At 62.3% G+C, this 24,849-nt stretch carries 27 protein-coding genes and 1 tRNA gene; 10 read left to right on the top strand and 18 right to left on the bottom strand.

The annotated features are described in order from the left end of the window. Nucleotides 1-194: 194 nt before the first annotated feature. The 7 genes from HCO70_RS20720 to HCO70_RS20690 all read right to left on the bottom strand — a co-directional run bounded on the left by HCO70_RS20720 (nt 195) and on the right by HCO70_RS20690 (nt 5,824). Complete coding sequence (locus HCO70_RS20720; RefSeq protein ID WP_172299797.1) at nt 195-1,355, bottom strand: exo-alpha-sialidase; 1,161 nt, start codon at nt 1,353-1,355, stop codon at nt 195-197. A 129-nt stretch (nt 1,356-1,484) separates the two neighbouring features. Further along, nucleotides 1,485-1,811 carry a helix-turn-helix transcriptional regulator gene (locus tag HCO70_RS20715; RefSeq protein ID WP_172299796.1) on the bottom strand — a complete coding sequence of 109 codons (327 nt, stop codon included), beginning with the start codon at nt 1,809-1,811 and terminating at the stop codon, nt 1,485-1,487. After that, nucleotides 1,798-2,244, bottom strand: a complete 447-nt coding sequence (locus HCO70_RS20710; RefSeq protein WP_172299795.1) for an SRPBCC domain-containing protein — start codon at nt 2,242-2,244, stop codon at nt 1,798-1,800. Before HCO70_RS20710 ends, HCO70_RS20715 begins: the two co-directional genes overlap by 14 nt. A 573-nt stretch (nt 2,245-2,817) precedes the next feature. Further along, nucleotides 2,818-3,480, bottom strand: coding sequence for a hemolysin III family protein (locus tag HCO70_RS20705; RefSeq protein WP_172299794.1), 663 nt, complete (start codon nt 3,478-3,480; stop codon nt 2,818-2,820). 128 nt (nt 3,481-3,608) lie between these two features. Beyond that, the gene (locus HCO70_RS20700) at nt 3,609-3,794 is read right to left on the bottom strand and encodes a zinc-finger domain-containing protein (RefSeq protein ID WP_172299793.1); all 186 of its coding nucleotides are present in this window, start codon (nt 3,792-3,794) and stop codon (nt 3,609-3,611) included. Nucleotides 3,795-3,866: 72 nt separating this feature from the next. Next, nucleotides 3,867-4,238 (bottom strand): HIT domain-containing protein, encoded by a 372-nt coding sequence (locus tag HCO70_RS20695; RefSeq protein ID WP_172299792.1) that lies wholly within the window; start codon nt 4,236-4,238, stop codon nt 3,867-3,869. A gap of 8 nt (nt 4,239-4,246) precedes the next feature. Continuing rightward, nucleotides 4,247-5,824, bottom strand: a complete 1,578-nt coding sequence (locus HCO70_RS20690) for a DUF5928 domain-containing protein (RefSeq protein WP_172299791.1) — start codon at nt 5,822-5,824, stop codon at nt 4,247-4,249. Between the two features lie 148 nt (nt 5,825-5,972). On the opposite strand from HCO70_RS20690, the gene HCO70_RS20685 reads away from it, so the two are divergent. Then, a complete protein-coding gene (locus HCO70_RS20685; RefSeq protein WP_172299790.1) occupies nt 5,973-6,791 on the top strand; it encodes a sulfotransferase family protein in 819 nt (272 codons plus the stop codon). A gap of 27 nt (nt 6,792-6,818) precedes the next feature. Then, the gene (locus HCO70_RS20680) at nt 6,819-7,157 is read left to right on the top strand and encodes a YegP family protein (RefSeq protein WP_172299789.1); all 339 of its coding nucleotides are present in this window, start codon (nt 6,819-6,821) and stop codon (nt 7,155-7,157) included. 17 nt (nt 7,158-7,174) lie between these two features. On the opposite strand, the gene HCO70_RS20675 is transcribed toward HCO70_RS20680, so the two are convergent. The 5 genes from HCO70_RS20675 to HCO70_RS20655 form a co-directional block, all read right to left on the bottom strand. Further along, nucleotides 7,175-7,993, bottom strand: coding sequence for an SAM-dependent methyltransferase (locus HCO70_RS20675; RefSeq protein ID WP_172299788.1), 819 nt, complete (start codon nt 7,991-7,993; stop codon nt 7,175-7,177). A gap of 66 nt (nt 7,994-8,059) precedes the next feature. Further along, on the bottom strand, nt 8,060-8,458 hold the full coding sequence (locus tag HCO70_RS20670; protein ID WP_172299787.1) for a tetratricopeptide repeat protein: 399 nt from the start codon (nt 8,456-8,458) through the stop codon (nt 8,060-8,062). A 10-nt stretch (nt 8,459-8,468) separates the two neighbouring features. Next, the gene (locus HCO70_RS20665) at nt 8,469-8,801 is read right to left on the bottom strand and encodes a hypothetical protein (RefSeq protein WP_172299785.1); all 333 of its coding nucleotides are present in this window, start codon (nt 8,799-8,801) and stop codon (nt 8,469-8,471) included. Between the two features lie 347 nt (nt 8,802-9,148). After that, the gene (locus HCO70_RS20660; protein ID WP_172299783.1) at nt 9,149-9,937 is read right to left on the bottom strand and encodes an SseB family protein; all 789 of its coding nucleotides are present in this window, start codon (nt 9,935-9,937) and stop codon (nt 9,149-9,151) included. After that, complete coding sequence (locus tag HCO70_RS20655; RefSeq protein WP_172299781.1) at nt 9,934-10,533, bottom strand: uracil-DNA glycosylase family protein; 600 nt, start codon at nt 10,531-10,533, stop codon at nt 9,934-9,936. The genes HCO70_RS20660 and HCO70_RS20655 overlap by 4 nt, the downstream gene beginning before the upstream one ends. Before the next feature lie 313 nt (nt 10,534-10,846). Between HCO70_RS20655 and HCO70_RS20650 the strand changes: the two genes are divergently transcribed. The 8 genes from HCO70_RS20650 to HCO70_RS20615 all read left to right on the top strand — a co-directional run bounded on the left by HCO70_RS20650 (nt 10,847) and on the right by HCO70_RS20615 (nt 18,773). Further along, nucleotides 10,847-12,322, top strand: coding sequence for an FAD-dependent oxidoreductase (locus HCO70_RS20650; protein WP_172299779.1), 1,476 nt, complete (start codon nt 10,847-10,849; stop codon nt 12,320-12,322). A 45-nt stretch (nt 12,323-12,367) separates the two neighbouring features. Next, nucleotides 12,368-12,718: a helix-turn-helix transcriptional regulator gene (locus tag HCO70_RS20645; protein ID WP_172299777.1), complete on the top strand. Its 351-nt coding sequence runs from the start codon at nt 12,368-12,370 to the stop codon at nt 12,716-12,718. Further along, nucleotides 12,711-13,751 carry a permease gene (locus HCO70_RS20640; protein ID WP_172299775.1) on the top strand — a complete coding sequence of 347 codons (1,041 nt, stop codon included), beginning with the start codon at nt 12,711-12,713 and terminating at the stop codon, nt 13,749-13,751. The genes HCO70_RS20645 and HCO70_RS20640 overlap by 8 nt, the downstream gene beginning before the upstream one ends. Nucleotides 13,752-13,826: 75 nt before the next feature. Next, complete coding sequence (locus HCO70_RS20635; RefSeq protein WP_172299773.1) at nt 13,827-15,128, top strand: Na+/H+ antiporter NhaA; 1,302 nt, start codon at nt 13,827-13,829, stop codon at nt 15,126-15,128. Nucleotides 15,129-15,331: 203 nt separating this feature from the next. Then, nucleotides 15,332-15,991, top strand: a complete 660-nt coding sequence (locus HCO70_RS20630) for an ABC transporter ATP-binding protein (protein ID WP_172299771.1) — start codon at nt 15,332-15,334, stop codon at nt 15,989-15,991. Further along, entirely contained in the window at nt 15,969-17,618 is a 1,650-nt protein-coding gene (locus HCO70_RS20625; protein ID WP_172299769.1) for a capsule biosynthesis protein, read from the top strand. The genes HCO70_RS20630 and HCO70_RS20625 overlap by 23 nt, the downstream gene beginning before the upstream one ends. Nucleotides 17,619-17,794: 176 nt before the next feature. Then, nucleotides 17,795-18,628 (top strand): 3-deoxy-8-phosphooctulonate synthase, encoded by an 834-nt coding sequence (kdsA, locus tag HCO70_RS20620; protein WP_172299767.1) that lies wholly within the window; start codon nt 17,795-17,797, stop codon nt 18,626-18,628. A gap of 70 nt (nt 18,629-18,698) precedes the next feature. Continuing rightward, nucleotides 18,699-18,773 (top strand) — tRNA-Gln (locus HCO70_RS20615). Between the two features lie 289 nt (nt 18,774-19,062). On the opposite strand, the gene HCO70_RS20610 is transcribed toward HCO70_RS20615, so the two are convergent. From HCO70_RS20610 to HCO70_RS20585, 6 genes are all read right to left on the bottom strand, one after another. Next, a complete protein-coding gene (locus tag HCO70_RS20610; protein WP_172299765.1) occupies nt 19,063-19,341 on the bottom strand; it encodes a transposase in 279 nt (92 codons plus the stop codon). Nucleotides 19,342-19,477: 136 nt separating this feature from the next. Next, nucleotides 19,478-20,995, bottom strand: a complete 1,518-nt coding sequence (locus HCO70_RS20605; RefSeq protein ID WP_172299763.1) for a carboxypeptidase M32 — start codon at nt 20,993-20,995, stop codon at nt 19,478-19,480. Further along, on the bottom strand, nt 20,992-21,993 hold the full coding sequence (locus HCO70_RS20600; RefSeq protein ID WP_172299761.1) for an ABC transporter ATP-binding protein: 1,002 nt from the start codon (nt 21,991-21,993) through the stop codon (nt 20,992-20,994). The genes HCO70_RS20605 and HCO70_RS20600 overlap by 4 nt, the downstream gene beginning before the upstream one ends. After that, on the bottom strand, nt 21,990-23,015 hold the full coding sequence (locus HCO70_RS20595) for an ABC transporter ATP-binding protein (protein WP_172299752.1): 1,026 nt from the start codon (nt 23,013-23,015) through the stop codon (nt 21,990-21,992). The genes HCO70_RS20600 and HCO70_RS20595 overlap by 4 nt, the downstream gene beginning before the upstream one ends. Then, complete coding sequence (locus HCO70_RS20590; protein WP_371742289.1) at nt 23,012-23,875, bottom strand: ABC transporter permease; 864 nt, start codon at nt 23,873-23,875, stop codon at nt 23,012-23,014. The genes HCO70_RS20595 and HCO70_RS20590 overlap by 4 nt, the downstream gene beginning before the upstream one ends. Continuing rightward, nucleotides 23,872-24,804, bottom strand: a complete 933-nt coding sequence (locus tag HCO70_RS20585; RefSeq protein WP_172300008.1) for an ABC transporter permease — start codon at nt 24,802-24,804, stop codon at nt 23,872-23,874. The genes HCO70_RS20590 and HCO70_RS20585 overlap by 4 nt, the downstream gene beginning before the upstream one ends. Nucleotides 24,805-24,849 lie beyond the last annotated feature (45 nt).

Below are 24,849 nucleotides of genomic sequence, written 5' to 3'. Positions count from 1 at the left end.
ACAATCTGCAAAAAAAATCATTGAACAAAATGCATTGGCGACCGAGAGAGCAAATCACGTAAAGCCTTTACGCGGCAATTCGGGACATCACTTTGGTGGTGCCCAACACCAAGGCGACAATCTGATGTCGGAGATCGCCGGAGGGCTCCATAGACCGGTTCGCCGCGCTACCAGACTGTTTGATGAACCTGGTTTTACGCGCAATCCAGCACTTCGACCGACAGAATAGTGGGCAAATGGCGCGCGACCTCTTGCCAGCTGTCCCCCTCGTCAGTGCTTGCAAAGACGGAACCGGAATTCGTGCCAAAATAAAGGCCCGCCGGGTCACGGCTGTCGCCGGCCATGGCCTGCCGCAGTACTGTAAAATAGCAGCCCTTTTGGGGCAGGCCATCGCGCATGTCTTCCCAGCTTTCGCCGCCGTCACGCGAACGCCAAACCGCTGCCGCCGCGTCGGGCGGGAAACGACCGACACTGTCCCCATTGAGCGGCAAGGTCCATATTGTCTGGGGATCACGTGGATGCACCCGGATTGGGAAGCCGAACGTGCTGGGCAGGCCGTCGGTTATGTCATCCCAGCTGCGCCCGCCATCGCCGGAGCGCCAGACTCCATGGTGGTTCTGCTGGTACAGGACGTCGCCGCCGCCCGGCGCCCGCATCATGTTGTGAACACAGTGGCCCACATCTCCGTTGGCGGGCCCTGCCGGGTGCGCATGGCCGTGGCAAGCTTCGGCATTTGAAAGCCGGTTGCGCCGCTCCCAGCTTTTGCCGCCATCTTCGGTGGCGAACACCCCTGCGGCGGAGATTCCGATCCACATCGTCTCCGGTTCCTCGGGGTGCGCGACGATCGTGTGAAGCACGAGCCCGGCGGCGCCCGGGTTCCAGCTGTCGGCAGAAGGGTGATTTGTCAGCCCTTCCAGTTTTTCCCATGTCTCACCGCCATCTTCGCTGGCCAGCAGCGATGCCGGCTTGGTCCCGGCATACAGAGTTCCGTGGGCGTGGTTGAGGCTCCAGATCTGCTTGAATTCGTCGCCGAATGGCAGAGGCTCTTCCGTCCAGCCGATCATCGCGGCGAAATCCGGATCGTTCGCCGCCCAGTTATCCATGTCACCCTTGGTCAGCCGCGCCTTGGCCCAGCTCTGGCCGCCGTCGGTCGAGCGCCAGACCCCTGCTCCGGTAAAATCTCCCCCGCCACCAGCCCAGATTGTGCCGGTCTCGGGATCGCCGATGACATGGTTGATTGGCCACCCATCGCAGAATGGTCCGGTTATCTCCCAACCATCGCGGTCGGTCCCGCCATCAAGCAAAAATACACCTTTTGTTGTGCCGAGCAGAACGGTAACGGACCCCAGTGACATATCTTCCTCCCAAATAGGATGAATTCAACGTAAATGAATCAGGCGCAGCATAGCACGCTGTTTTGGCTTGCATAGTCCCGTGTTAACGCATCGGCAGAAAGGACAACAAACCGCTGAACCAGCGGCGGCTCAGCGCTGTGCGCGTTCGACGTGCGCCTTCAGGCGACCCAGAACGTCCTCCCAGCCACGCGCGATACCATTGAGGTAGCTTTGAGCCTGCAAAAGACCATCCGGCGCCAGCCTCAGGTGCCGTTCGCGCCCTACCGTTTCCGCTTCGACGAGTCCGGCAGCCTCCAGCACCTTAAGGTGCTTCGTTGCCCCCTGTCGGGTCATATCGCAATCCGCGACCAGCCGGCCGAGCGGCAGGCTGTCGACCTCCGACAGCCGGGCGAGCAGATCCAGACGAACCTGATCGCCCAGGGCAGAGAACACGCGTGCCGGGTCAGCCTTCGACATGTGCTTTGATGTTCTCCAATTGGATTTCCCAGCCTTTCGTATTGTCGGGATACTTACGCTCCGCAATCTCTTTGGGCAGGCTCGCGAAACCGGATTCTGTCACCGTGACGCGGGTGCCGCCGCCTTCCTCGGCAAGGTCGAAGGTGACGCGGTTCGTCTGTGATTTCTGTGGATCGGCGTCGGTTGGCGCGTCTCCCGCAGGCCAGTCGAATTCAAACTGGTTCGGCTCATCAAACCGGACCGGGCGCAGCCAGAAACGAACGCCTTCATGTCCCTTTGACAGGCTCTCGAGCCAGACGGTGCGGTCCTTTTCCAATGGACCTTCGACCTTGGCGCGGAACCAGGTGCCGAACTCTCCGGCGTCCACCAGCGCGGACCAGACGGCCTGGAGCGGCGCGTCAATCCAGATGGTTTTTTCAATCATATCCTTCATATCGAGGTCCTCCACGGCCGGTGCTTAATTATGCTACCTATTGGTTGCATAATAAATGCGGCGATTCGATTTTTTATGCAACCATAAAGTTGCGCAACCAACCTCAATCACTGCTTTCCCCCTTCCGTATCGTAACGTCTCAATGGCCATCGGGTTGATATCCGGCGCGGTTCTTGCCATATCACGCCGGTCAGTCCGGGCCTGCCGCTTCAGTGGCTTACCGTCCCGGCCCCCGGGATATGTGCGCCCATCGCGTGCTTTGCCGTCCCGGAGCTTTCCAGTCAGGGCACTCCCTGTCCGCAAGCGGCCTATCGCCCGACCGCGTGCTTTGCGGCGCCCCGACACGAGATTGGTCGAAAGAAAGAAGGAGAAACAGATGAGCATGACCGACGAAGAGCTGATTCAACGCATCGAGGACCTGGAAAAGTCCGGCATGCATCTGGCCGCGAAGGCGCTTCAGCGCGAGCTGAACAACCGGCGTCGCCACGCCGCCTGAACGGCCTGAATTGAATTCGACAGGGGCGGAGACGTTTCCGCCCCTTTTTTGTCGCATGTTCTGTGAGAGTCGCTGTATCAGGCCGTCTGAGCCGCGTGCAGGAAGACCGCGACGAAAAACAGGATCGAGGCGGTGACGACGAAGACGTGCCAGATCGTATTGTGGAAACGCATCCGTTCCAGCAACAGAAAAAGCGTCCCAAGGCTGTAGAGTACGCCGCCGGAAACCATCAGCACTACGACCGGGGTAGACAGCATCGCCATCAGATCGCGCCCGCCGAGCAGGACAGTCCAGCCCATTGCAAGGCAGATCGCGACACCAAGGAGCGTCGAACGCCGCCGCATCAGAAAGGCGGAAAGCGTTGCCAGGAGGGCCATGCTCCACACTGTGGATAGCAACCCCCAGCCGGCTTTGGACAAAAGAGTGAACGGCGTATAAGTGCCGGCAATCTTGAAGTAGATCGCCGAATGGTCGAGACGTCGAAGCGTCTCTCTCCAATCGGGTTTAGGGATGTGGTTGTAGGCGAGCGATGCGGACAGCATCAGGATCAGCGTAGCCCCATATAGCGACACGCCGAAGATGCCCGGCGCATCACCGCGCCAAACGGCTGTCAGCGTGATAAGTACAGGCACCGCGCCTACGGCCAGGACAAGCGCCGCTATATGTACCACAGCGTCGCTGATAAGTTCCGGCCGCGAGTAGGTCGGCTCGGCAGTTAGGTTGTTTGCCTCTTCGCTCATGGCACCAGCCTATACCCGTGAATGGTATCCGCGAAGTAACGTTTGGTGCAAACGGCGGCGGACGCTGCGGCTGCCTCAGAATTGTGCGCCAAAATGCGCCCGCAGCACCGCTGGGCGACTGCGTTGAGCTAGTGCCCTTCGGGTTCGGCGCCTTCCTTCAGGATGAAGCGCTTATCGCAATAGCCGCATTCCACCCAGCCGGTCTCCGGCGGGATCGAAAGCCAGACGCGCGGATGGCCCAGCGCACCCTCCCCCCCGTCACAGGCGACGCGAGTGGTGGTGACGTATTCGACTTCGGGCGCTTCGATGGTCATTGGCATTGGCTCATTCGTCTGGCTGAGTTTCTCTGCGAATTCTAATGATCGAGTTAAGGCCGACAAGGGTCGTTAAGACGCAGGCTCCAGCATCCGGCCTAGCGAGCGTCCAGCAAGGATATGGACATGCATGTGCGGAACTTCCTGTACCGCGTCCGCACCCGCATTCGCTATCATGCGCCAGCCGTTGCCTGCCACGCCGAGTTCCTTGCACATCGAACCGAGAGCGCGAGTGAAATCAACGATTTCCGCATCCGAAGCGTCCTGTGCGAAATGGTCGTAGCAAACATAGGGCCCTTTCGGGATGACGAGAACATGGGTTGGTGCCTGGGGCCGGATATCCCGGAAAGCCAGGGAATGCTCCGTATCCAGAAGCGGTTCGCTCGGGATTTCGCCTCTCAGGATCTTGGCGAAAATGTTCTGGTCATCGTAGTGGTAGCCCATACCGCCCCTCAATCCACAAACAGGTAGCCGGATTCCGCGATCTCGCGCGCCTGTTTCTCTGGGATATCGAGGAACCGCGCAAGGGCCAAGGTGTTCTCTTCCACAGGTCCGTCTTCGCGCATCTTGAACACATGCTCGAATTCGGCGTCGCGAATCTGGTCGCTTTCGAAAACGAAATCGGCGCGGATCGTGGGGAGCAGCGCATCCAGAGTCTCCTGTGGCGTACGGTCACCGGCGAGCCCGACCCGTTTGGCGTGCCCGATCAGGTAGTCGTCGGAGAACGCACACTGCACCTCCAGCATCTTCGTCGTTGAACGGTCCGAGTTGAAATCTCGAAGCAGGTCAATGTTCGATGGATCCAGGCAGATGACCAGGCGGTTGGTGTCGTAGAAGTCGAAAAGCATTCGCATCAACGCGCGCCGGTGTCGGGTGCGCTTCGCGATAGACCGTTGGATACCTCCCAGGTCTGGCAACGGAGTGCCCTCTTCGTTGAACAGATACTCGATAGTTGGGATTCCAGTTATCGAATGAATTTGATCAACGAGACGCTTTGCGACGTGCCATTTCTTACACAAAACGATCATCAACACGCGCTCTCGGCCCAGCGACGATTCGGTTTCCCAGAATCTCGGGGAAAACCGGCGCCCAATGCGACCGCGCCCGGTCAGGAACTGGAACAGACTGCGGCCTTCATTCGAGATCTGGAAGGTCATCTCGTGAGAAGCAAACAGGTCGCCCAGCCGGCGCTTAAGCACTGCCGCGCCGGGCGATATCTTGCGCGCGAACAGGTAGTCCTGAGACAAGAGCAGGTCGTAGTGATCGTTGTAAAAGGTCACCGGCATTCCGTAATCGGTGAACATCAGGAAGGTCAGGGTTCGGGTCCGAATCTCCTGCTCTGCCACCAGGTGCGGAACCAGCGTCTGGAAAAAGGTCTCGTCCGGTATCCAGGTCGTCCGGAAAAACTTAACGACATCGGGCCTTTTGCGGATGAAGCCGACAATGCTTTCTACTGTCTGCCGCCTCAGGCACCACCACTGCGACCCGATCATGATCTGTAGATCGGACGGTATCTCTCGACGGATGCCCAGTTTTTCCTGAAAGCGGAGCGCGGCGTAAAACAGGTTTTTGTGTTTCCTCTCGTTGAAGACGTGACGGTAGTGAAGCCTTTCGCCCTTCAACCCGGTCTTGATCCAGTCACTTTCGAAAAAATCAAAACTTTCAATGTAGTCGACGTCTTCGGCGTCCAGAAAGGCGTGTGCATACTCGGCAGATTTAATTGCCATACAGTCGCCGGACAGCATGTAGAAATGCGTGGCGCGCGGAAACGCTTCGACTGCGACTTCCACGGCCTGAAGGGTTGCGGCGACCAGTGACCATTCCCCCCAGCCACATTTGATCCGCCGCCTGGCGAATGTGACATTCGGGTTATCTTTCAGGGCATTACGGATCGTTTCGTATTGCTCTTGTGGGGCTCGAGCATCGAAGTGGATGGCTATGTAATCGCCCATCGCGGTCAACTGCCGCGCCTGCGCAACGATCGCCTTCGGGTCCTTGTGGCACAGAAGAATGAACGCGATCTTCGCCATGTTTCGCAAGAATTGCCCGTCTGCCGCCGACTGTCTGCTTTCATAACGCGAAGAAGCATTGAAAAAACAGTCATTCTTTGCTCTTTTCCAATGCAATCAAGCCGGGGACACGGGGGTGGGAAAACGCCGGCTACAGGAGGCGACGCATATGGGCTTTCCAGGCACCTGGATGACCGAGAGCGAATCCATGGTCTACAGGGTCGTGCCGAAATGCGCCTGCTCGACCATCGGTCAGGTCATGTTCTATTCCGACCACGGGCGGTTCTACGATGGCGATATCCACGACGCCGAGGACGGCCTGTGCAAGTGGTCGCAGGAAAACAACCAGCCGCGGATCACCGACAACGTCCAGAACCACAAGTCCTATTCCTTTACCTGCGTCAGGAACCCCTACACGCGGATATTGTCGTCGTTCTTCGACAAGATCTGCGGCATCCAACGCAATGGCCGCCGGTACCGCGGAAACCTGGTTCCGCTGCTGATACAGAAATACGGGATCGAGGTTGGCGGCGACGACGGGAAGCAGGAATTCGATCAGATCCGGTCGTTCCGGCGGTTTCTTCTGTTCGCGCGCGACACGATCCGCTGGCGGCGTCCGATGGATCCGGACATCCACTGGTCCGCCATGTCGGGCCATGTCTCGACCTTCATCGTCAACGGCGGCCGCTACGACAACATCTTCTTCACCGAGAAGTTCAACGAGGGGATGCAATCCGTCCTCGACGCCGTCGAGGTGGCGCACCCTGTCGACCTGAAAACCATGCCGCGTTTCAACGAAAGCGAGGGCCACGGCCCGAAACGCGCGCATCCTGTAGAAGACTATTTCGACGACCTGTCGATGCATCTGGTCTATGAGATTTACAAGCGCGACTTCGAAGTGTTCAAATACGATTTCGAGAACCCCGCCAACAAGATGCCCGTGGCAGAGATCGATCTTGACGAGGTTCATGCGAAACTGGGGGACTGACCCCGCGATTGACAGTGAGGGATAGAGATGGCTGGAAAATTTGAACTGTACAAAGACAAGGCGGGCGAATTCCGGTTCCGCCTGAAAGCAGGTAACGGCGAAGTCATCCTTGCCAGCGAAGGCTATAAGCAGCGGGCGAGTGCCGAAAACGGCATCGAGTCGGTCAAGCGGAATGCGGCCGAAGACGGTCGTTTCGAGCGCAAGGAAACCAAGTCCGGCGGCTACATGTTCAACCTCAAGGCCACCAACGGACAGGTCATCGGAACGTCCGAGAGCTATACCAGCACCTCGGGCCGCGACAATGGGATCCAATCCGTCATGAAAAACGCGCCGGACGCGGCCGTCGTCGACCTGACCGACGCCTGATTTCTGATCCCATCGGCTTAGTTGACTGTCGCCGACCTGTCCTGTGCCTCACGGATCGACTGCAGCAATTGCGTCTGGAACGGAACGCCAAGTTCCGCGTCCAGGCTGTGATCGAACACCGGCGGCACCAGGCAGGTCGATGAGGCGTTGAGTTTCAAGGTCTCGAGCGTTCCCACCGTTGCCACGCCGGTCTGCGGCTTCATACCTGCAAGGGTTGCGGCGACATAAGAAATGATGGGGTGGTCTTCGGGGTAGTCGCGAAGCAAACGGGTCTTCAACAGATCGGTGTTCTGCGAAGTGGGACCGCTGACAATATTGAACGTCATGTCGCCCACGACGCCGGCCTGCCAGATGATCAATGGCGTTCGCGGATCATAATCGCGATCCATGAGCACGTAATCGGTCGCCTCGACCATTCGGCATCCATACGGGGCCGGGTCAAATTCCAGGTCCGCGAACATGCAATCGACGGCAGATACACCGGGCAACATGCGCGCATCGAAACCTTCCTTGCGGGCGCGCTTGATCGCTTCAAAACCAGGACCAACGAACACGCCGGGATGTCCGTAGAATGCAGCCACCACCGTCTTGCCGGCGTGCAGTTCGGTCAGGATCGCATCGACCATTTCCTCGTAGGATTCGGTTCGATTCTTTCCTTCTGCGTAAAACTCATAGAGATCTGTAAAAGCGCGCGCATTGCTTCGCAGCCAGTCCGTCGCAATGGCATGGTTCCCCACGTTAAACAGGGTTATGTCCGCCATCTTGATTGCGTCCGCTGCCTCGAACGTCATCTGGCTCGGAAAACAGATGCCGGTTCCTACAACAGTGAGTCCCATCGGTTCACTCCGGAATTTGCATGAAAAGGGCGCGGCTGCGCGCGCCCTTCCGATCCGATCTCTCGGTCATTCACTCAGGTAGACATCCATTGCGAGCTGGCCGGGCGCGTGCCCTGCATCTGCTGCTTGCTGGAACAGCGCTTTCGCACCCTCCACGTCGCGTTCCATGTCGACTCCGTGGATCATGTGAAGCGCCAGATAGTACATACCATCCGGGTCGCCGCCTTCTGAGGAAGCCTTGAGATAGCCGATGGCTTTGGGGCGGTCGGCCGCCACGAAGATGCCGATGTGATAGAGCGATGCCATCACGAAGGCCGCATGCGGGTCACCACCTTCCGCCTTGCTCTCGATACTTTCCAGTGCAGCCTTGATCTGCGCCAGTTCCTCGTCGATGCCCTCCTGCGCCGCCAGCGGCGCGGTGAAAAGCGTGACCGTAACAAAGACGGTCGCGATCAAACGCAACATGACAGCCTCCTTAATGTGCAAATGCTGCCGAGCGCTCGGCAACGTGCGACCAGAAGCCATCGTGATATTCTTCGGCAGTTGTTTCCGAGGCTTCGACCTTGGGAGCCAGGATGACAGCGACAACGGTTACGATTGTGGTCGTTGCACGATAGTCCAGCTTGCCGCCATATTGGTTGGACGGATCGTTGATGTAGCCAGAAATCGCGCTTGAATCCCCGCTCAGGATGAGCGCGCGCTCGTGAGGCGTCATCGCGTCGTAGCGATCAAGGAAGCTTTCCGGATCTGCCTGGAACGCCGCCAGATGTTCACCCGAGTAAGAGATATCTTTCAGGAACTTGATCATTATTCAGTCCTCCTTTTGCCGCTGCGAAAAGCCGCAACGTTATTCACAACCTCAGGATGTACCTATAACTTGATTCTTTTCACTTCATAAAGTGTTATATTCTTGACAATCGTTGCCACGTTAATTATTTTCACACTCTAACTCGACGTCAACCTCCAGATATTACGCAAAATCATTAAGCGAAAAAGTTGCATTAGTGAAATTTATAAGTATAGATTATTGGATAAAATTCTTCCAATGGTTGTAATTCGTTAACCCAGACGGGCGGCATTCCTGAAGAGAACATTGCCAGGACGAGCCTTGGCGACTGCCTGATGCTCCCAACTTTCCTCACTGCCGCGCCTGTATCAGCGCAGCTTCGGCGGCTTGTCAGGGTCCATCCCGGGTGCGCTGGGTGAGAGAATCTGAACTTCATCCGGAACTGGCAGGTCGATCCTGAGCGCGGTCATGGCAAGGCGCCCGGCCATGGGATCGGTCGCAGCAAAAAATGCGACGTCGATCTCGCCGGCGTCCAGTCCAGAAAACACCAGCGCCTCGCCGACGGCCTGAGACAGTGCCGGTTCGACCTCTGTCGCGGCATCGACGAATGCAAGCAGGTGACCGCGCCTGCCGCCGGAATAGACAACCGACGCAAGATAGGCGAGTGGGGCAAACCCGGTGGCGGTAGCCAGTTTTTGATCCAGCGCATTCAGCAACGCCTCCGGAACGCCAACTGGCCGGGAGACGTCCTCGGGGCGTTCAAACACTTCCCTTGGACGCTGAGCCAGGGTGGCGGCGAGCCAGTCCACTGCCTCGGCAGGGATAAGGATCGAGGATGCTGCGACTTCGAGGTTCAAACCGAGCCCGATCCCCTGCCCCGCAAGCATGGACGCGATTGCCCGGCCGGAAAGCGCCGCGTATGGGGCGGTGCGGCCGATGAACTCGGCGAGCCTTGCTTCGCTGTCGAAGACGAGCACGAAGCGGCCGCCTTCGACCTCGAAAAGTTCGGGCTCGACCGTATCCCCGTCAGCATCGGCAGCCAGGAGCATGACCAGCTCCGCCTCGGCCAGACGGTCGTAGAAGCGGAGGCGGGCGGCGTCATCTTCGGGGGCGGCGTCCATCGCGGCGTGGGCGCGGTCCAGTGGGGTCTCGGTCATTCCAGCACCTCGGCGACGCGGGCTCGGAGGACGGGCAGAAGCTCGGCCTCGAACCAGGGGTTTTTCTTCAGCCACCCGGTATTGCGCCAGGAGGGATGCGGCAAGGGGAAGACCGAAGGCAGATGGTCGCGCCAGGCGGCGACGGTGGGGGTGACGGAGCGGGCCGAGGGGCCGAGGTGCCAGCGGTGGGCATAGCCGCCGACGAGGAGGGTCAGGCGGATGCCGTCGAGGGCGTCCATCAGGGGGGCGTGCCAGGTCTCGGAGCAGATCCGGGGCGGCGGCAGGTCGGCACCTTTGGCGTCGTAGCCGGGGAAGCAGAAGGCCATCGGGATGATGGCGAGGCGGGTCTGGTCGTAGAAGGTGTCGCGGTCGATGCCCATCCAGTCGCGGAGGCGGTCACCGGAGGGATCGTCGAAGGGCTTGCCGGAGGCGTGGACACGCGCGCCGGGGGCCTGGCCGGCGACGAGGATCCGGGCGCCGGGGCGGAACCAGGCGACGGGGCGCGGCTGATGGGCGGTGGCGGTCGCGGCGAAGCGGGCGGCACAGAGGCGGCAGGACTGGATCTCAGCGCGGAGGGTGTCGAGGGAGGGCGGCATGGGGGTGAAGGTAGGGGTTTGGCGGCGGGGCGCAAGGAGGGGAAAATGGAAGCGTCCCCATGGGGACGGGGGGTCAAGTCATTGATTTCAGGCATGTTAGCGCAAACGTAGGTGTGGGAACACTCTTCAGAGAACGAGGGCCGCTGTTCCGTAATGTGCGCGGACCGACAACCCGGTGGCCAGCACATTCGGAGGGAACGGGGAAGCACAGACGCCCGCGCGCGGTCGTGAAGTCGTACACGCTGAAGGCGATTGCTGCGGCCCCCACATTGTGGTCTGATTATGCGGGGGACATCGGTCCGGGGTTGCGGCAATGGCACAAACGAGAGTGGATCAGTGTGACCTGGCCATCGTAGGCGCAGGCATCGCAGGGCTGAACGCCTTGTTTGTCGCGACCGAGTATCTGCCCAGGGACGCGAAGATCGTTCTGATCGACCGCAAGCCGCGCGCGGGGGGCATGTGGAACGACGCCTATGGCTATGTCCGACTGCACCAGCCGCACCGGATGTTCACCGTGGGCGACCTGCCCTGGGGCTGGGACATGCCGGCCAACTACCTCGCCACCGGGCAGGAGGTGCGGGATCATCTGCAGAACTGTCTCGACCGCATCCGGGACCGTGTCGATCTGGTCGAGCGCTTCGGATTCGAGCTGGAGCATATCGCGGAAACGTTCGGCACCGACGGGCCCGGCGCCCGGCTGGTCTGCCGCGACGTGACGGACGGAACGGAACTGGTGGTCGAGGCAAATCGCGTGGTGAACGCGCCGGGGTTCGACGTGACCGGGAAGGAGCCGCTGACGCTGAGCAGCGGGGCCGTGACCTCGACCACGCCCGAAGCGCTGAACGACGTGCTGACCGACGGCGATGCCCCGGTCTACGTTGTCGGCGGCGGCAAGACCGGCATGGACACGGTGCAGATGCTGATGCGGCAGGCGACGACGCGGCCGATCCGACTGATCAACGGGCGCGGCACCGTGTTCATCAACCGGACGAAAATGTTTCCGGACGGTGCGGGCGGACGCTGGTGGGGAAGCCCGCTGCAGCTGACCGCGATCACCGACGTGGTGATGCATTTCGACGGGGCGAATACAGAGGACGCCTTTGACTACTTCCGACAGACCTACACCGTCTGCCCGACCGGCAAGGGCGCGCAATTCATGCTGGGCATCCTGTCGGAGAGCGAGAGCACCGAAATAGCCGGCGGGCTCGATGCGGTAATTCCCGGCTACCTGGAAGATGTCGTGGACGGCGCGGACGGGACCGAACTGGTGATGCGCGACGGCGGGCGGATGGCGGTGCCGGAAGGATCGATCTTCGTCAACTGCACCGGGCACCTGTTCCGCAAGCAGATGCCTTACACGCCGTACCTTTCGCCGAACGGGGCGATCCTGACGATCTCGCAGCGCTCAGCCGTGCATTTCCTGCCAAGCGCCAGCGGCTATTTCTGCGCGCATCTGTTCTACCTCGGGAAGCTGCCGGAGGTTCCGATTTACGAGATCGACCTTGTCGAGCTGCTGAAGGAGGGGCGGCAGCTGTGGTACCTGACGGTGCTGACGCATGCGGTCTACAACATGATCCAGCTGATGGATGCCCTGCCCTTCGACGTGCTGAACCGATGCGGGCTGGACCCGGACCGCTGGTTCCCCCTGCCCCGGCGCGCGGCTTCGGTGATGAAGGTCAAGATGAACCGCAAGCGGTACCTTGACCATTGCGAGACGGTGCTGGCCCGGGTTCATGCAGAGCATGGAACGAGGGTCGGTCCGCTGGCGCGGCGCATCGCGGCGGAGTAGATCCGGCACTTGACTTTGGTTCGATAATTCTAGAAATGTCGAATCATGAAGATACACCGTGATTCCCGCCTTACCCCTGTCGAAGCCGCTTCGACCTTTGCAGCACTCGGGTCCGAGCAGCGGCTTGGCGTGCTGAACGTGCTGGTCCGGGCGGGTCCTGAGGGCCTAACCATCGGCGAGCTTGGCCAACGGTCGGGGATCACGGGCTCTACCCTGACACATCACATGAAGATCCTGACCCAGGCCGGTCTGGTGACGCAGGAGAAGAAGGGCCGCTCGATCATCTGTGCCGCCGCGGCACATGAAGAGCTGCAGGCCCTGTCCGACTTCCTCCTGTCGGAATGCTGCGCCGATTGCGAAACCTGCGAGGAAGACGGAGAGCATTGCCATGACTGACCTGACCGGACGGCTGCCGAACCTTCCCAATTTGTGGAAGCGGCTCGACAAGGCGTGGCTGGTGATCCTGCTGATCCCGCTGATGCTGGCGCTGTTCGATCCCGACCAGGCCTGGCTGACTGTGACCTTCGCAGCGGGGGCACTGGCCCGGACCGGGATCTACATCGTCCTCGCGGTGCTGGCGGTCGCCTACATGAAGGCGACCGGGGCGGAATCTCTGCTGGCGAAAGCCTTTGAGGGGCGCGAGGCGCGGATGATCGTGCTGGCGGCCCTGCTGGGCGGGCTGTCGCCCTTCTGTTCGTGCCAGGTCATTCCGTTCATCGCGGCGCTGCTGGCGATGGGCGCGCCCCTGTCGGCGGTCATGGCCTTCTGGCTGGCGAGCCCGCTGATGGATCCGGCGATGTTCCTGATCACCTCGGGCACGCTGGGCTGGGATTTCGCGGTGGCCAAGACCGTGGCGGCCGTGGCCATCGGGCTTCTGGGCGGCGTGACGGTGATGCTGTTCGCGAAGACCGCGGTGTTTGCGGACCCGCTGAAACAACAGCCGAAGAAAAGCTGCTGCCAGTCGACCTGCGGGACAAACCCCTTCACCGGACGGCCGCACTGGGCGTTCTGGACCGAAGCCGAGCGGCGCGAGACCTTCCGCGACACGGCGCTGGAGAACGCGCTGTTCCTCGGCAAGTGGCTGTTGCTGGCCTACATGCTCGAGTCGCTGATGCTGCACTATGTGCCGGCGGAGACGGTGGCGAACCTGCTGGGCGGCACCGGGCCGGGCCCGATCCTGATGGCGGCTCTGGTGGGCGCGCCGGCGTATCTGAACGGCTATGCCGCGGTGCCGCTGGTCGATGCGCTGCTGGATCAGGGCATGTCGAACGGCGCCGCGATGGCCTTCATGGTCGCGGGCGGGATCAGCTGTATCCCGGCGGCGGTGGCGGTCTGGGCGCTGGTGAAGCCGCGCGTTTTTGCCGCTTATCTGGGCATCGCCGTGACTGGCGCGATCATCGCCGGTTCGATCTGGGGCCTTGTCGCCTGAGCGCGGTTTTGACCTGTTGCCCGCCGCGGTGAGAGCCGCTATCCGGCGGATATGGAACACAGACACCGGCGGCCCATGTATCGGGTCTGGGACTTTGTCACCAACTACTCGATCCTGCTGGTCGCCGGCGCTCTGCTTGCGCTGATCTGGGCGAATACCGACCCGGCGACCTATCACCACTTTGTCGAATACCCGATCTGGTTCAACGACCTGCTTGGCACGGACGCGCAGACATGGGTGACCCTGCACGGCGAGGACTACCATATCGACGGCATCGGCGACGTGACCCGCGTGCTGACCGTGCATTTCCTGATCAACGACGTGCTGATGGCGCTGTTCTTTGCGATGGCGGCGAAGGAGGTCTGGGAGGCGGTGGCGCTGCATAACGGGTCCTTGCGCGGACGGCGGGCGGCGACACCCCTGATCGCGACGCTGGGCGGGATGACGGGGCCGATCATCGTCTACCTTGGGCTGGCGTCTTTCATGGGGTCGGACGTGTTTCAGGCGGTGTCGAACGGATGGGCGGTGCCGACGGCGACGGATATCGCGTTTTCCTACCTCGTGGGGCGGCTGGTGTTCGGGGCGGGACATCCGGCGGTGCGGTTCCTGCTGCTGCTGGCGATCGCGGACGACGCGCTAGGGCTGGTGATCCTTGCGGTGTTCTACCCGTCGGGGGACCTGGCGCCGGAGTGGCTGCTGGTGTCGCTGGGGGCGGCGGTGGCGGTTTACCTGCTGGCCAACGTGCTGCCGCGGCGGATGGACCGGCACAACCAGCTGCGCCCGCATTCGACGTGGGTGGCGGAGAAGCTGTCGTTCTGGCCGTACCTGCTGGCCGGTGCGGTGAGCTGGTACGCGTTCCAGCGCAGCGGGCTGCATCCGGCGCTGGGGCTGCTGCCGATCGTGCCGGCGATCCCGCATGCGGACCGCGCGTTCGGGCTGTTCAGCGAGGCGGAGCATTACCTGACCGACCTGCTGAACCAGATCCAGCGGCTGCTGAAGCATCCGGTGGAGATCATCCTGTTCTTCTTCGGGCTGACCAATGCGGGTGTCGAGTTCGGCGCCATCGGCGCGCCGACATGGCTGGTGCTGCTGGGGCTGCTGATCGGCAAGCCGGTGGGGATCTTCGTGATGGGCTGGATCGCGGCGCGGCCGCTGCGGCTGGGCCTGCCCAGCGGGATGCGGCTGGCGGATCTGGTGGTGCTGGGCTGCGTGGCGGCGATCGGATTTACGGTGTCGCTTTTCATCGCCTCGGTCGCGTTCGATCCCGGTCCGGTGCAGGACGCCGCGAAGATGGGGGCGCTGTTCAGCTTCTCGGCGGCGATCGTGGCTGTGGCGGCCGGAAAACTGTTCCGCGTGCAGAAACAGCATCACCGGTAACACCAGAAATCCCGCGGAGATTGTCGCCAGTTCCGCGCATATGGCCGGAAACAAGGCCGCATTGTCGCCGCAAACAGGCCTTTAACGTTGATAATCTGGCAGCATAGGCGACATAATTGAGCCCAAAACCGTGTCTATAGGTTCAGCTTAACGATAACTGGATAAATCCGGTTGAGGCAGAACAGACGACGCCAGGGGCTTGGATGATCGAGTTCGACAATGTGAGTAAGTCCTTCTGGACGGGCAAGCAGCGCAAGGTGATCCTTGACCGCGCCTCGTTCCGGGTGGAGCTGGGAAATTCACTGGGCATCCTTGCGCCGAACGGCACCGGAAAGACCACGATCATCAACATGATGGCCGGGCTGGAAAAGCCCGACGAAGGCTCGATCCGCCGCACCAGCCGCGTCTCCTTCCCGCTGGGCTTCATGGGCGGTGTCGTCCACAAGCACACGGCGCGGGAAAACGTGCGGTACATCGCGCGGCTCTACGGGCTCGATCCCGACTATGTCGAGGCGTTCTGCCGCTGGATCTGCAATCTGGAAGAATACTTCGACATGCCCGTCGGCACCTACAGCCAGGGCATGAAGGCACGCCTTAACTTCTCGCTGCTGCTCGCCCTCGATTTCGACATTTACCTGATCGACGAGGGCATGCCCTCGACGACCGATGTCGCGTTCAACAGGCGCGCAGGTTCGATCCTGCGTGAGCGCCTGGAAGGCGCCACCATCATCGTTGTCAGCCACAAACCGGAAGTGCTCGAAAAATTCTGCCGCTCCGCCGCCGTACTGCGGGATGGCCAGCTGACAATGTTCGACACCCTGGAAGAAGCGAAGGCTCTCTATGACTACGAAGCCCAAAGCTAAGAAATTCCGGATCCGCAGGGTCTCGCCGCTGCCGGGCAACGGCGGCGCGGTGCCCGCGGCTGCCAACAGCGCAGCGGCGGAGATCGTAGAAGACGACGATATGCTGTTCGCGGAGAGCTCGGAAGGCAGTTTCAACGACGGTCCCCTGCCCGCCACGCGCAACGACGGCGGTGAGCCGGAAATCAGTACGCCGCAGGATCTGGACGACGAGCTGGAGCTGACGAAGATCCGCAAGGAGGGCCTGACGGGCCGGCAGCTGCGGATGGCGCGGCGGGTCGCGCAGAAACACGGGCTGGCCCCGGTCAGCGATTTCGACGCAGTGCGGCTGCTGCGCAAGCAGGGCATCGATCCGTTCGAGCGCGCCAACATGCTGGAACTGGTGGTGCCGGGGACCGAGCCCGGCGGCGACCGGTCGCTGCCGCAGACAGTGGAGCGGCCGCAGCTGCCTTCTGTCGAGGTGCGCACCCCCGACGAACGCGCCGGCGAAATCCTGAGGATGCAGCGCGACATCGCGCGGCGGCGGCGCCGGAGGCTGCTGCAGCTGGTGGCGCGGCTTGCCTTCTTCGTGCTGATTCCGACGCTGATCGCGGGCTGGTATTTCTATCGCATCGCCACGCCGATGTATTCGACCCATTCGGAATTCGTGATCCAGAAGGCGCAGAACCCGGCGGCGGGCGGCAGCGGGCTGGCCAGCATGTTCTCTGGCACCAGTCTTGCAACCAGCCAGGATTCCGTCGCGGTGCAGGGCTATCTGCAGTCGATGGACGCGATGCTGCGCCTGGACGAGGATCTGGGCTTCATCGAGCATTTCAGCAATCCCGAGATCGACCCGCTGCAGCGGCTGGAGACCGACGCCACCCGCGAGCAGGCCTACCGCGCCTACAAGAAGCGGGTGAAGATCAGCTACGACCCGACCGAAGGCATCATCAAGATGGATGTCACGGCGGCCAATCCCGACATGAGCGAGCAGTTTGCCGAGAAGCTGATCCAATACGCCGAGGAGCAGGTCGACAGCCTGTCGCTACGCCTGCGCGGCGACCAGATGCAGGGCGCGCGCGACAGTTATGAAGAGGCCGAGGCGTCGATGTTCGAGGCACAGCAGAAGGTGCTGGAGCTGCAGGAAAAGCTGGGCGTTCTGGATCCTGTGACCGAGCAGCAGGGCCTTATGTCGCAGATCACCGGGCTGGAAACGCAGCTTGCCGAGAAGCGGCTGGAGCTGTCGCAGCTTCTGGACAACGCGCGGCCGAACCAGGCACGGGTCGACGGCGTGCAGGGCGATGTCGACCGGCTGGAAAACCTGATCGCCGAACTGCGGTCGCAACTGACCGTGTCGAATTCGAACGGCCAGTCGCTGGCTCGGATCACCGGCGAGCTGCGCCTTGCCGAGCGCGAGCTGCAGACCCGGGAACTGATGATGCAGGCGGCGCTTCAGCAGATGGAGACCGCCCGGATCGAGGCGAACCGGCAGACGCGCTATCTTGAGACGGCGGTTTCGCCGGTGCGCCCGGACGAGCCGAGCTATCCGCGGGCCTTCGAGAACACAATCCTCGCCTTCCTGATCTTCGGGGGCATCTACCTGATGGTGTCGCTGACCGTCGCCGTGCTGAAAGAGCAGATATCGAGCTAGACGTGTCCCGCGTGGCATCGTAGGGCTGGCACCGGCCGGTTTCCGCCCCTGGCGGACCGGTTGCGGAGGGGGAGCCCGCCATCCTCTGGCCCTGCGGCCAGCGGTGGGTTCACAACACTCGCTCCGGTATCCTGCAGGCAAAAGAAGGGGGCTTCGCGAGAGCCCGGCGAGTGACCATGAATGACGTAAGCATCGGCGACCTGACCATCGGCAACGACCAGCCCCTGACGGTGATCGCGGGGCCCTGCCAGCTGGAGAGCGCGGACCATGCGCAGATGATCGCAGGCGTCATGAAGGAAGCCTGCGCGGCGGCGGGCGCCGGATACATCTTCAAGGCGAGCTACGACAAGGCGAACCGGACGTCGGTATCCGGGCGGCGCGGCCCCGGCATCGACGAGGGGCTGGCGCTGCTGGCCGGGGTGCGGAAGGCCTGCGACGTTCCCGTGCTGACCGACGTGCACCTGCCCGACCAGTGCGCCCAAGCGGCGGAGGCGGTGGACGTGATCCAGATCCCCGCCTTCCTGTGCCGGCAGACCGACCTGCTGCTTGCCGCGGGAGAGACCGGCGCGGTGGTGAACGTGAAGAAGGGCCAGTTCCTGTCGCCGTGGGAGATGCCCAACGTCGTGGCCAAGCTTGAGAGCACCGGGAACCGGCGGATCCTGCTGACCGAGCGCGGCACGTCCTTCGGCTATAATACCCTGGTGACGGACATGCGGGCGCTGCCGCAGATGGCGGCGACCGGATATCCGGTGGTGATGGATGCGACGCATTCTGTGCAGCAGCCCGGCGGGCGCGGCGGCTCGTCCGGCGGGCAGCGCGAATTCGCGCCGGTGATGGCCCGCGCCGCGGTGTCGCTGGGCGTCGCGGCGGTGTTCATCGAGACGCACGAGGACCCGGACAACGCCCCCTCGGACGGGCCGAACATGATCCCTCTGGACCAGATGCGCGACCTCGTCGCCTCGCTGATGGCGTTCGACCGGCTGGCGAAGGAGATGCCGATCCGGCTGTGAGCGGGGAGATAAAATTCCCCTTTCAGGGCTTGCAGACACCGTCACGAATCCGTAAGAGACGCTTCGCTGCTGGGGTGTAGCCAAGCGGTAAGGCAGCGGTTTTTGGTACCGTGTACCGTAGGTTCGAATCCTACCACCCCAGCCAGCGAGATCTCCTCGTTAGAATTGAGACGACCGGCGCGCACCGAAGGTGGGAAACTGCCCCGGCCTCTTCCCCGGCGGGATGTCGGCAGCAGTCGGTGTGCCGGGGGTGTCGCGAATTCGGGTCGGGTCAAGGGTGAGGAGGTCAGCGTGTGGCAAGCCCCCTCGGTGGATCCGGGATCGGGTATTTGGCTAGGCGGGTCGGGTGCCTTTGCTCTTCCGGCAAACCCCGGCGGCCAGTGCGCCAAGGGTCTGCCGTACGCGGTCGATGCATTTGCGTCGGCGCGAAGGGCTCAGAAGTTCCCCCAAGCAGCCTCGGTCGGGGTCAACTTGTCCAGAGTCAGGTCCGACGCTGCTCGCCGCAGCCGGGCATTCTCCTTCTCCAGCTCGTTCAGGCGTTTCAACTGGTACAGGTTCATCCCGCCGTACCGGCGTCGCCGTCGGTTGTACGTTGTCTGCGTTACGCCGATCTGGCGCACCGCCTCCGTTATCCCAGGGCCTTGCCCCTGCAGCACCTCAACCTGCCGCAGCTTCATCACGAGGTCTTCCGGCTGCTCTCGCTTGCCAGCCATCTCCTGGCCCTCCAATCTGCGGGGCAAAATTACCCCAGTTGGTGGGCCACTTCGGCGGAGGCATTTCGCACTTCTGGCGACGATCAGGTTCGTGGCAAGCGGCATCCAGAAGCACTGGACCAATCTTCGGACCAATTCATGCCGTGAGACCTTCCACCTTGTCAGAGAGATCCGACAGATAGGGGCCGGGATCGAGCGGCGCTCCTGCGACGCGCTCCAGCGTCTCTGCCGGGGTAGAAGCGCGGCCGTGGCGCCAGACGTTGTCACGCATGAAGGTGTGCAGCGGCGCGTAGTCGCCCACCTCAAGGCCCTCGGCTACGCCGGGGGCCCGGCATGCGGCTGCGAAGAGTTGCGAGGACATGATGTTACCAAGCGTGTAAGTCGGGAAGGAACCTACATAGCCATGCGACCAATGCACGTCCTGCAGAACGCCGCGTGTGTCATCAGGCACGTCGAGATCCAGCAGGTCCTTCATTGCCGCGTTCCAGGCTGCGGGCAGGTCAGCGACTGCAAGGCTGCCTTCCATCAGGGCTGCCTCGATCTCGGAGCGCAGGATGATGTGCATGTCGTAGGTCAGTTCATCAGCCTCGACGCGGATGAAATCCGGTCGCAGCCGGTTGACGGCGCGCCAGTATTCGTCGTGGGTGACATCCGACAGCTGGTCGGGAAAGTGGTCACGCAATTCGCCAAAATGCAGTTGCCAGAACTGTGGAGAGCGCCCGACACGGTTCTCCCACATCCGGCTTTGCGCCTCGTGCATCCCAAAGCTCGCCCCGCCCACAGCGTAGAGATTCACCAGATCGGTGGCGAAAATCGTGCGGCTGTGCTCCGGCGCCACGTTCTGCTCGTACATGCCGTGGCCGGCTTCATGCCAGAGCGCGAAGGTGCCGCCGGGCAGCCAGGACTCGCGGAACCTGCTGGTGATGCGCACGTCGGACCGCGTGAACGAGATCTCGAACGGATGCGCGGTGTCGTCCAAGCGACCGCGGTTCAGGTCGTATCCCATGCGCTCTGCCATTTTCAGGCCGAACGCCTTCTGCTGCGGGATAGGAAAGCCGCGTTCGAGGAAATCGTGGCGCGGCGCACCGGCAGCGCGGGCGCGGTCAATCAGCGGTCGGATCCCCTGCTTGAGACGGTCGTAGATCTGTTGGAGCCCGGCCCATGTCATCCCCGGTTCGAACTGGCCGATCAGCGGGTCATAGGGATGCTCTCCGCCCCCGATCGCCGCCGAAACGGTCCGCTGCATTTCCATCATGCGCTGCAGAACCGGTGCGTAGGCGGAGAAATCGTTGGCTGCGCGTGCGGTGACCCAGGCGCCATGCGCACGAGTCTTGAGCGCGGCCATTTCAGCCGTGATTTCGGGTGGAACTGCGGAGAGTGTGGCGATTTCGCGCTCTGCCAGCGCGACTGCGCGGTGGCGCAGGTCTTCGCGCGGTGTCCCGTCAAGCTCCTCCCTGGCGCCGTCGAGCGCGCGTCGCATCCCCTCTCCCGTCGCCAATTCGCGCGCGAGCGTGGTCAGCGTGGTGACCTGCTCTGCCCGCGCATCAATCCCGCCGGGCGGCATCATCGTGCGGCTGTCCCAGGCGAGGAGATTCAGCGTGCAGAGAACATCGTTGATCCCTGCAATCCGCTCCTGAAAGTCTGTGTAGCTCATGCGGGTCCTTCTATGCCGGGGTTGGCCAAGTGGCAGGCTGCCACATGCCCCGGGCCGCGCGATGTCAGCCCGGGCGCGTCGCTGCGGCAGCGGTCGAAGACATGAGGGCAGCGGGTGTGGAACAGGCAGCCTGACGGCAGATTGGAAGGGCTGGGCAGTTCGCCCTTTGCGGCCACCTTACGTGTTCGCGTGGATGGATCGAGTGAAGGCGCGGCCTTCAGAAGGGCCTGCGTGTAGGGATGTCGCGGGCGCTCGAACAGCTCCTCGGTGGGAGCGACCTCAACTACCTGGCCGAGGTACATAACCGCGACGCGGTGGGAAATATGCCGTACCAGCCGCAAGTCATGGGCTACGAAGACCAGGGTCAGTTCCAGGCGTTCCTGCAATTCCAGCAGCAGGTTCACCACTTGTGCCTGCACGCTGACGTCGAGCGCCGAGACCAATTCATCCGCCACCAGCACTTCGGGTTCGACCGAAAGGGCACGGGCAATGCCGATGCGCTGGCGCTGTCCGCCCGAGAATTCGTGCGGGTACTTGGTCGCAGCGTCCTGTGGCAGGCGCACCAGCGTCAGAAGCTCGGCAATCCGGTCATCGACCCTGTCGCGTGGAACCATGCCGTGCACCGAAAGGGCCTCGGCCAGGATCTGGCGGACTGTCATCCGGGGATTGAGTGAAGAATACGGATCCTGAAAGATCATCTGAACCCGCCGGTTGAACGCGCGGCGATCCGCGCCCGACAGCATCGCGATGTCGGCTCCCTCGAACGTCACCCGGCCGGCATCGCATTCGTGCAGGCGCACGAGACAGCGGGCCAGAGTAGACTTGCCGCAGCCGGATTCACCGACGATGCCCAGAGTTTCGCCGCGCCGCACCTCAAGGCTGACGCCGTTCAGCGCGTGGACCGTGCGGGCGGGCCGGCCGGTGAAGCGCTCGGCAATCGTGCGGGCAAACAGGAAATCCTTCGACACTGCTTCTGCCGTGAGCAATGGCGTAGTCATCGGCCGCCCCCGGAACCGGCGGCGCGGGGAATTGGCACGGTGGTCTCGTCAGCGACACGGTCTCTATGGTGGCAGGCGGCCTGGCGCGCGGGACCGGAAGGCACCAGTTGCGGCAGTGTCTGGCGGCATTCGGATGTGGCGAATCCACAGCGGGGGTTGAAGGCGCAGCCAGGCGGGATGGCCGCCAGCCCCGGCGGCGTGCCCTCGATCGAATGTAATGGCCGGCGTTCGCCGCCAGCATGGGGCACCGAGCCCAACAGTCCCAGTGTGTAGGCGTGGTGCGGCTGCGCCAGAACATCGGCGACGGGCCCCTCTTCGGCGATGCGGCCGGCGTACATCACCGCCATCCGGTCGCAGATCTGGGCTACCACACCCAGGTCGTGCGTGACGAACACGACCGACATTCCCAACTCGTCCCGAAGGTCGAGGATCAGGTTCAGTATCTGATCCTGTATGGTGACGTCGAGCGCGGTAGTCGGCTCGTCCGCCAGCAACAGATCTGGGTCGCTGGCCAGCGCGATTGCGATCATTACGCGCTGGCGCATCCCGCCGGAGAACTGGTGCGGGTATTCGTTCAGCCGCCGCGCCGCGTCAGGTATGCCGACAAGGTCCAGCAGCTCACGCGAGCGCGCTTTCCGCCCCGCGGCATCCAGCCCGGTATGGGCGCGCAGGTTCTCTTCGATCTGCACGCGAACGGGAAGAACCGGGTTGAGCGCGGTCATAGGTTCCTGAAAAATCATCGAAATCTGACCACCGCGCACCTGGCGCAGCGCCGCTGGCGGCAGACTTACAAGATCCCGCCCACGCCACATGACCTGGCCCGTGACCTCTGCGCCCTCCGGCAGGAGCCGCGTCAGCGCGCGCAGAGTGACGCTTTTGCCGGAACCGCTTTCTCCGACGAGACCCAGCACCTCTCCCTTTCGGACATCGAAGGACACGCCATTCACGGCGGTCAGTTTTCTGTCTCCCTGACCGAAACTGGCGGTCAGGCCACGCACGGACAGGACGGTTTCGCTGCTCATTTCCGTGTCCTCAGCAGGTCCGCAAGCCCGTCCCCGAGGAGGCTGAAACCGAGACCGGTAATGACGATTGCGATGCCGGGAAACACCGAGATCCACCAGGCGGTCGCCATGAAGTTCTTGCCTTCCGCGATCTGCACGCCCCACTCCGCCGCCGGCGGCTGCGCACCGAGTCCCAGATAGCCAAGGCTCGATCCCAGCAGGATGGCGAGTGCCATGTCTGTCATCCAGTAGACGATGGCAGGTGTGACCGAATTGGGAAGCAGGTGGCGGAACACAATCCGCGTGTGGGTGTACCCCATTGCCCGGCCGGCGTCGGCATAGTCGAGCCGTTTCTGCACCTTCACCTCGGCGGCGATGATCCGGGCATAGAATACCCAGCCGACCAGACCCACCGCGATATACATGTTCACAAGGCCCGGGCCGAGGACCGAGACGATGGCGATCACCAGGACGAGGAACGGGAAGGTTATGACTGCGTCGACCACCCGTCCGAAAATCGTTTCGGCAATGCCGCCGACATAGCCCACCACCGCACCCAGGAGTGTGCCGAATACAAAAGGCGTGATCGTCGCGAAGATCGCGATCTGAAGGTTGATCGTGCTGGCATGAATGACGCGGCTGAGCACATCCCGGCCGAAATTGTCCGTGCCGAATGGATGTGCAGCAGACGGCGGCTGGAGCACGGCCGAATAGTCGAATGCCAGGGGATCGTAGGGCGCGAAGAACTCGGGGAAGATTGCGATCAGCACCAGTGTGCCAAGGATCAGGACGCCGAACATGAACGTTCGCGGGAGGCGGGACAGCAGACCGGCGCGACCGCGTGAGGGTACGGGGGTTTCCGGGCGGGCGGTGTCGGTCACTTGGTCATCCGCGGATCGAGCCACGCCTGCAGAAGATCGGTCAGGAGAAACGTGACCGAAACCAGTACTGCCAGCGCGACCGTGAGGCCCTGCACTACCGGGTAGTCACGGCCATATATGCTGTCGACCATGAGGCGGCCGGCGCCAGGAATGGCAAAAACGGTCTCTGTAATGACGGCGCCGCCCAGCAGCGTACCAATCGACAGGCCGAACAGGGCCAGGGTCGAGATCAGCGCATTGCGCAGGATGTGCCGATAGAGGATCAGCCGGGTCGCAAGCCCTTTCGACTGGGCGAAGCTGACGTAATCGGCGTCCAGCACGCCAATGATCGCCGCACGCAAGTTTCGCATCAGGATGGCCGAAAGCGACAGCGCCAGCGTCACGGCGGGCAGGAAGAGATGATAGACGTGATCGAGGAATCCGTCGCCGTAACCGCCGACCGGAAACCAGCGGAGTTTTGCTCCGAAAATCGTCAGCAGTATGAGGCCGACGTAGAAGACCGGCATCGACAGCCCCACCTGGAACCCGCCTCTTATGATGCTGTCGGGCGGCCGGTCACGTTTGAGTGCTGCGACGAAGGCCAGAGGTACCGCCATCAGAAGCGATATGACGGCGGCCATGAAGGTCAGCAGCATCGTGATCGGAAGGCGGTCTGCGATCAGCTGCGATACTGGCAGCTTCAGGGTAATCGAGTTTCCGAGGTTGCCCGTTGCGAAGGATTTCACGAAGACCCAGAACTGCACCGGAATGGGCTTGTCCAAGCCAAGCTCGCGGTTGATGCGCTCGACATCCGCGTCGATCGCGCGGTCACCGAGGATCGCGCTCGCCGGATCGCCCGGAAGCAGGCGCACCAGCGCGAACACGACCACGAGAATGAAGATCAGCGTCGGAATCAACTGTAGCAGCCGGCGGGCGATGAATTCAGGCATCGACACGGGCGGATCTGCTCCTTGTTCTTTCTGTCCGGGTAAAGG

This window comes from Pseudoruegeria sp. HB172150 (assembly GCF_013184805.1).
GTDB lineage: Bacteria > Pseudomonadota > Alphaproteobacteria > Rhodobacterales > Rhodobacteraceae > Psychromarinibacter.
This window is presented reverse-complemented; position numbering and strand designations above follow the sequence as displayed.